Source organism: Trichloromonas sp. (genome assembly GCF_041583255.1).
Classification (GTDB): Bacteria; Desulfobacterota; Desulfuromonadia; order Desulfuromonadales; family Trichloromonadaceae; genus Trichloromonas.
Map to the genome: position 1 here is coordinate 1 of NZ_JBFHGD010000169.1, position 7436 is coordinate 7436.

At 59.3% G+C, this 7436-nt stretch carries 9 protein-coding genes; 8 read left to right on the forward strand and 1 reads right to left on the reverse strand.

From position 1 onward, the window contains the following. Positions 1–213: DUF4388 domain-containing protein (locus ABYV89_RS12585; protein WP_432823304.1), on the reverse strand; the 213-nt coding region annotated here is incomplete at its 3' end. A 227-nt stretch (positions 214–440) separates the two neighbouring features. Here ABYV89_RS12585 and ABYV89_RS12590 point away from each other — a divergent pair. The 8 genes from ABYV89_RS12590 (at position 441) to ABYV89_RS12625 (ending at position 7274) form a co-directional block, all read left to right on the forward strand. Beyond that, positions 441–1706, forward strand: a complete 1266-nt coding sequence (locus tag ABYV89_RS12590; protein WP_432823305.1) for a glutaredoxin family protein — start codon at positions 441–443, stop codon at positions 1704–1706. A 129-nt stretch (positions 1707–1835) separates the two neighbouring features. Further along, complete coding sequence (locus tag ABYV89_RS12595) at positions 1836–2528, forward strand: response regulator (protein ID WP_432823306.1); 693 nt, start codon at positions 1836–1838, stop codon at positions 2526–2528. A 2-nt stretch (positions 2529–2530) separates the two neighbouring features. Continuing rightward, positions 2531–4309, forward strand: a complete 1779-nt coding sequence (locus ABYV89_RS12600) for an ATP-binding protein (RefSeq protein ID WP_432823307.1) — start codon at positions 2531–2533, stop codon at positions 4307–4309. A gap of 157 nt (positions 4310–4466) precedes the next feature. Beyond that, positions 4467–5357, forward strand: a complete 891-nt coding sequence (locus ABYV89_RS12605; protein WP_432823308.1) for a HAMP domain-containing protein — start codon at positions 4467–4469, stop codon at positions 5355–5357. Then, the gene (locus ABYV89_RS12610) at positions 5357–5872 is read left to right on the forward strand and encodes a menaquinol oxidoreductase (RefSeq protein ID WP_432823309.1); all 516 of its coding nucleotides are present in this window, start codon (positions 5357–5359) and stop codon (positions 5870–5872) included. Before ABYV89_RS12605 ends, ABYV89_RS12610 begins: the two co-directional genes overlap by 1 nt. Positions 5873–6289: 417 nt before the next feature. After that, entirely contained in the window at positions 6290–6715 is a 426-nt protein-coding gene (locus ABYV89_RS12615; RefSeq protein WP_432823310.1) for a response regulator, read from the forward strand. Between the two features lie 115 nt (positions 6716–6830). Beyond that, positions 6831–6974 (forward strand): hypothetical protein, encoded by a 144-nt coding sequence (locus ABYV89_RS12620; RefSeq protein WP_432823311.1) that lies wholly within the window; start codon positions 6831–6833, stop codon positions 6972–6974. Between the two features lie 66 nt (positions 6975–7040). After that, positions 7041–7274, forward strand: a complete 234-nt coding sequence (locus ABYV89_RS12625; protein ID WP_432823312.1) for a hypothetical protein — start codon at positions 7041–7043, stop codon at positions 7272–7274. The last annotated feature ends 162 nt before the right edge of the window (positions 7275–7436 follow it).

A 7436-nucleotide genomic window follows, 5' to 3' on the forward strand; every position in this document is an offset into this window, starting at 1 on the left:
GAGGCCGAGGCCGCCGTACTCGGCCAGAAATTCGCCGATCCGTTCCCCTTCCTTGTTCGAGGTGAGAAAGACGATTTTCCCTTCCTGCAGGTAAAAGGTTTTTGTCAGGTCGTCGTTCTTGACCTTGAGCGCGCCGCTGATCCGCCGGGTTTCCCCCCAGTGCAGGATGTCTCTGAGGGGCATCAGCCCCAGGTCTCCCTGGATAGTCTTCACGGCAGTCTCCTGCGGCTCTGCCAGACATGCGGCGGCCGCTGTTGTCCGTTTGTGCCAACACAAGCGCTTGCACCGCGTGGCATTAACTGGTCGGGAAATTATGTCACACCTGCCGGATAAAGGGCAAGAAGCTTGCGTTCCCGTAATCACAACCCGGCTGCCCGGCAGTGTCCGGAGTATTTTCTGCTATAAGTGAAGCAGAACCGATATGTGACAGGGAGGCGCCGGTGGGAAAACTCTGGTTCAGGTCAGTGGCCGGGCTGCTGTTTTGGGGGCTCGCCGCGCTCGGCTGCGCCGAAGCCGCATCCCGCGTGCCGGTGCATTTTTTCTGGGCCGCCAACTGTCCTCACTGTGCCGAGGCCAGGCCGGTGCTGGCCGAACTGGCGGATCGCTATCCGCAGGTCGAAATTGTCGAATACGACCTCTGGGGCGACCGGGTTGCCTTTGGCCGCCTGGTGAGTCTGGCCGAGGCCCGTGGTCAATCGCTGGTGAGCACTCCGGCCATCCTGGTCGGCGACCGCCTCTGGTTCGGCTTCTCAGGCGCTATTGCCGATGAGGTCGAGCGAGAAATTCTTCACTGCCTTGGCCGGGGCTGTGCCGACCCGCTGGCCCCGCAGGCGCCGGAGCCGGTGACCCCGGCCGTCGCTCCGGCCGCCGACGCCGTCGAGCTGCCGCTGATCGGTCGCCTCGACCCCGAAAGTCTCTCCCTGCCTCTGTTCACGGTCGTCATCGGTCTGCTTGATGGCTTCAACCCCTGTGCCTTCTTCGTGCTGCTCTTTCTGCTCAGCCTGCTGAGCCATGCCCGCTCCCGCCGGCTGATGTTTCTGGTCGGCGGCACCTTCGTCTTTTTTTCCGGCCTGATCTATTTTCTCTTCATGGCGGCCTGGCTCAACCTGTTTCTGGTCGCCGGAACCATGCGCGGTATCACCCTGGGGGCGGGGCTGGTCGCCGTGCTGGTGGCCGCCATCAATATCAAGGATTTTTTCTTTTTCAAGGCCGGGGTCTCGCTGTCGATCCCCGAACGGGCCAGGCCCGGCCTCTTTGCCCGCATGCGCACGCTGGTGCACGCCTCTAAGATCCCTGCGGTGCTGACCGGGACCATGCTTCTGGCGGTCACGGCCAACGCCTACGAGCTGCTGTGCACGGCCGGTTTTCCCATGGTCTACACCCGGGTGTTGACCATGCACCGGCTTGAGCTCTGGCAGCATTACCTGTTCCTGGTCTTCTACAACCTGGTTTACGTGCTGCCTCTGCTGACCATCGTTCTGGTTTTCACCCTGACCCTGGGCGCAAGAAAACTCAGCGAGCGCCAGGGGCGGATTCTCAAGCTGGTTTCCGGTGTGATGATGTTGTTGCTTGGAACGTTGCTGCTCTATGCTCCCGAGCTTCTGGCCAGCCCCTTGGTGGCGGTGGGCCTGCTGCTGCTGGCGCTGGCAGCCTCCTGGATCATTGTGGTTATCCACGGCCGGTTCGCCGCTGGCGGGATGGCCTGAGTGGCTGTTTTTGGTTAATAAAAAGCCAGGATTCTGTTATTTTTACTTCTGAATTCGTTGCCGCTTTAATCAAAGGCTAACATTCCGCTGTTATTATGAGCGCAATTGAATTGGCGAAAAGGGGAGGGCATGGGCAAAGAACATATCCTGGTGATTGAAGACGAAGAAGATATCCTGGCGCTGGTGCATTACAACCTGATCAAGGCGGGCTACCGGGTCGATTGCGCGACCAGCGGAGAAGACGGAGTCGCCAAGGCGTTCTCGCTGCATCCCGATCTGGTGGTCCTCGATCTGATGCTCCCGGGCATCGACGGGTTTGAAGTCTGCCGGCGCCTGCGGGCCGAGGCCTCTACGGCGTCCCTGCCGGTCATCATGCTGACCGCCAGAGAAGAAGAGTCGGATATCGTGGCCGGCCTTGAGACCGGTGCTGACGATTACATCACCAAACCCTTCAGTCCCCAGGTTCTCAAGGCCAGGATTCAGGCGGTACTGCGACGGCGCGGGCGAGCAGGGGATGATTCCGCTGCCGGCGCAACGCTTTCGGTGCATGATCTGGTCATCGATTCAGGGCGCAACAAGGTCATTGCGGCGGGCCAGGACGTTGAATTGACCCTGACCGAGTTTCGCTTGTTGCAGCTGCTGGCCGGCCGGCCAGGCTGGGTTTTCAGCCGGACCCAGATCGTCGACGCCATCCGCGGCGAAGGGTACGCGGTGACCGACCGTTCGGTGGATGTGCAGGTTGTCGGGCTGCGCAAGAAACTGGGTGAGTGCGGCGCGTACATCGAAACCGTTCGCGGCGTCGGCTACCGGTTAAAGGAATAGCCATGGCCGGTCGTCGGCTGCTCTGGCAGCTTTATCCCTCCTACCTGGTCATTACCCTGATCGTCCTGCTGGCGGTATCCTGGTATATTTCGGGTGCGCTGCGGGCTTTCCATTTCCAGCAGACCGCGGTCGATCTTGAAGCCCGCGCCCGCCTGATCGAAGGTCATTTCGACGGACTCTGGAGCGCTTCCCGTTCGACTGCGGTCGACGCTCTCTGCAAGCAGCTCGGCGACGTTTCTGCCACGCGGATTACCGTTATTCTTCCCGATGGTCAGGTGCTGGGAGATTCCCAGGAAGAGTCGGCCCGCATGGACAACCACGCCGGGCGACCGGAGGTGGCCCGTGCCTTAAGCGGAGGGGTGGGGGTCTCCACCCGGTTCAGCAATACCCTGCAGCAGGATACGATGTACGTGGCGATCCCTGTCATCGAAGGGGAGACGGTTCGCGGCAGCCTACGGGTTTCCATCCCGGTGACGACCCTGGCGCACAGCCTGAGCGGGATCTACCTGCGCCTGGCCGGTGTCGGTCTGCTCATCGCCCTGGTGGCCGCGGCCTTGAGCCTGCTGGTTTCCCGGCGGATTTCCCGCCCGCTCGAAGAGATGACCCGGGGGGCCCAGCGTTTTGCCCGCGGCGAGCTCGAACGCCGGCTGGCGGTGACCGGATCGGCCGAGATCGCGGCTCTCGGCGAAGCCCTGAACCAGATGGCGGCCGAGCTCGATGGGCGGATTCAGGCCATGGCCCGCCAGCGCAATGAACTCGAAGCAGTCCTCTCGAGCATGAGCGAAGGGGTGCTGGCCGTCGATAAGGATGAGCGGATCCTCCGGCTCAACCGGGCCGCGGCCCGGCTGATGGCGATTGATGCCAAGAAAGCCCCGGGCCGGCGGATCCTTGAAGTGGTCCGCAAAGCCGAGCTGCAGCGGTTTCTGGCCCGTACCCTCGCCAGCCGCGAATCGGAAGAGGGCGACATCCTGCTCTCCTCCCCGGAGGGGGAGCGTTACCTGCAGGTGCACGGGGCGCCGCTGCAGGATGTGCAGGGGGAGGAAATCGGGGCCCTGGTGGTATTCAGCGATGTGACGCGGCTGCGCCGGCTGGAGTCGGTGCGGCGGGATTTTGTCGCCAACGTTTCCCATGAACTGAAAACCCCGATCACCGCGATCAAGGGCTCGGTGGAAACCCTGCTGGCCGGAGCCATGAACGAGCCCCAGGCCGCCGAGCGCTTTCTCGCCATCGTGGCGCGCCAATCCGATCGCCTTGAGGCGATCATCGATGATCTGCTGGCCCTTTCGAGGGTCGAGCAGGATGCCGAGCAGGATGCCGTTCCCCTGGCCCTGGGCGGCATCCGCCCGGTCTTGGTCGCCGCCCAGCAGGCCTGCCAGCAGGCCGCCGATGAAAAGAATGTGGAGATCCGCCTGTTCTGTTCGGCTGCGGTGCGTGGACGCATCAATGCCCCGTTGCTGGAGCAGGCCGTGGTCAACCTGCTGACCAATGCCATCAAGTACAGCCCTGCCGGCGGCAAGCTGGTGATCGATTCTGCCCAGCTCGGCGAGCAGCTGATGATTAAGGTGCAGGACTGGGGATGCGGTATTGCCTCAGAACACCTGACGCGGATATTTGAACGTTTCTACCGGGTCGACCCGGCCCGCAGCCGCAAGCTCGGCGGGACCGGCCTCGGACTTTCGATTGTCAAGCACATCATCCAGGCCCACGGCGGCCAGGTGGTCGTACACAGCACCCCCGGCGAGGGGAGCGTCTTTACCCTGATTCTGCCGGCGGTGGAATAGGAAACCACTTCAGTAACCGCTCCCGGACCGCTATCCCCCCGCTAAAGATGGATTGATTCTTTACCTTCCCCTGTGGTATTAGGTGTACTTAACTGTGACACACTAACCATTCTTCCAAGACCCGTTTTTCCGGGTTTTGAAAGGGGACTCGCCCATTATGAAGAGCATTGCCGCCAAAGCTGTTGTCCCGGTCGCCTTGGCAGTTACCGGTTTTGTCGTCGTCTGCTGTATCTTGCTCTACTCGTTTATAAAAAATGATCTACTGAGCAGTTCGATTCAGCGTGAAGTCAATCTCGCCGGCATTATCGTCAAGGCCACCCGGCACGCCATGCTGCATGCCGATCGTGAAAGTCTGCGCAACATTATCGACAATATCGGTGAGCAGAACGGCGTCGAGCACGTTCGCATCTTCAACGAAACCGGCTTGATCATGTTCTCGGCCGCTCCGGAAGAGGTTAGCCAGCTTGTTGACAAGAAGGCCGCGGGGTGTATCGCTTGCCACTCCACCGAGAGTCCTTCGACGAACCTGGGGCCGATGGAGCAGGCCCGTCGGTTCACCAACCCGAAAGGGAGCCACGTTCTGGCCATCACCGCCCCGATCTACAACGAACCTGGCTGTTCCACCGGGAGCTGCCATTTTCATCCGCCGACGATGAAGGTGCTCGGCACCCTTGATATCGGGCTTTCCGCAGAACCCTTACGGGCCACCCTGACGACTCTGGGCTGGCGGATGGTGGTTTTCTGCCTCATGGTTCTTGTTCTGACCGTCGGCGGAGTCTGCGCCCTGTTGCGACGAAACATTCTGCTGCCGATCACCAACCTCGTTGCCTATGCCAATGCGGCAACCCGGGGGAATACCGAGCAGCCGCCGCCTGGCGGGATAGAGGAGATCGCGCTGCTGGGCAAGTCATTGCAGGGTCTGGCCCTGCGGCTGGAGAAAAAAGAATACGAGCTTGAATTGCTCAAAAGCCGGGGCCGCGAGAGTGGGGCTGGCCAGGGTGGGCCGCCCGTTTCTTCAACAGACAATTCGGGACAGTCATCACCGTAATGAGTGACCAGACGGATCCGCCGAGCGCGCATATCTCTGAATCCCGTTTTGACCGCGGACCATTGCGGCAGGAGGTTCAGCTCGAAATCCGGCGTCTGCACCAGTTATCCAACCGGGGGCTGTGGGGGCTGGCCCTGTTTATCCTCATCAGCCTCGGGGCCCAGCAGGATTTCAAATTTTTGCCCCCGATTTCAGACGGCGCCCGGGCCGTGCTCGGGGCTGCCCCCCCGGTCATGTTGATCAGTATTGCCCTGGTCGTCTACAGCTTCTCGGCGCTGATCCTGATCCTCTCCCGAATGATGGGTGGCTCCGACAGCTACCGTGGTTGGGCACACCTCGGTTACCTTTCCGCTTTCTACGCCTTTTATTATTATGCCGAGGCCCTGCCGGAAAACTTCTGGGCGATTTTTGCGGCCGGCTTCACCATCCTGGCCCTGGAGTACTACCAGATCTGGACCTACTGCAGTGACGCCATCCGCACCGAAAAAGAGCTGCTCAGCAAGCTCGAGGACTGACCCCGAAGCTTTCCCATTTTCCCACCGAAATCCGCGTTTTTTGTGACCCGGATGAAAATCCGGCGCTGTATACTTTGTCTATACGGTTTTTTCCTTATGTAAAAAGAATATTGATTTTAAGGGCTTATTCTCCCTTGATGAAAACTCCTGCCGCCACCCCTTTCTCTTTTCGTATGAAATTCCTATACGCTTTTGCTTGTTTTGTCTGAGGTTTTTTCTTTGCTGTTCATAAAAACGCATAAAAAAACGACTGCTTATCTTTTTGTTTAAGAAGTTCTAAAAATTGGCATGCCCACTGCTACACGGTTATGCAGAGGGTTTTGATGGGGACCATCGCGGAGTCGAGACAGCCGGGGCGTGAGCTTCCGCCTGGGGGTTTTTCAGTCATGATTGATCAACGTTGAAAGGCGAAGGATGATGCGAGTACTTCTTGTAGCCGACAAAGAATCGGAATCTCGCGAGCGGATGAAAAAGCTCTTTGCCGAGGAAGGATACCAGATCAGGCTGGCCAATTCTGTGGTCGAAATCTTGCGGGATGCCCTTAAAAACAGGGCGAAGGTGCTGTTGCTCGGGATCGAGTTCGACAACATGCTGGCGGTCGAACTTATCCCCCTGTTGAAAAAATGCAACCGGGAGCTGATGATCATCCTGGTTTCCGATGAGGACTCACTGCCGCTTCTGCGCAAGGTACGCGGGGAGGGCATCTTTTTTCACGCGCTCAGGCCGGTAACTGCCGAAGATTTTGAAGAGCTGCGCCTGGCGGTCCATTGCGCTTTCGAAAAGCATCCGCATATGCCGGCCAGCCAGCCGCCGCGCCTGTTGCGGCTGGCTGCGCTGGCCTAGTGGACGCATGCGGCGAAGGGCCTGTTTGAGGAAATTGAGGCTCGGTGCGGGGCTGGTTACGTGGGGCGAGCCTGCGGTTATGGCCGGGAGTGAAACCGGAAACACTGAGGGAAAGGTGATCGTGCTGATTTTTCTGGGGGTCTGTTCCTTGATCGCTCTCTCCCAGCTGTTTCCTGCGATCAAGAAGCTCTTCCATGCTCCAGTGGCGATGGAAACCAGAAAGGAGGAGGCAGACAACACGCCGGACGGTCAAGTTTGATGCGCAATGTGCAGTCATCCTGATCAGTCAATTCATGCAACCCAACGAAATGAAAAGGAGCTGACCATGAAACAGGGAGTAATGTTCTTTTCTTTGCTGTTGCTGGTGGGGATGGCATCGCCCGCGCTGGCTATAGGCAACTTCACCGAAGGGTTCAGTGGATTGATTATCTGGGTTTTTCTTGCCTACTGCGGGATCATCGTTGTTGCCCAGCTTTTTTCGGCCCTTTATGCGATCGGGAACCTGCTTAATGACCTGGCGGGAGGCAAACCCAAAACCAGAAAGATGTCCTTGCGCTGAAATAACCCTTGGGGCGGGGATCGGGCTGACGCTCCCATCTGAGCGGATCCCTCCAAACCACCTCTTGCGGACATTCAAAATGGATCGGCCATGGCCGATCCATTTTGAATGTCCGCAAGAGGTGGTTTGGAGGGATCCGCTCAGATGGGAGCGTCAGCCCGA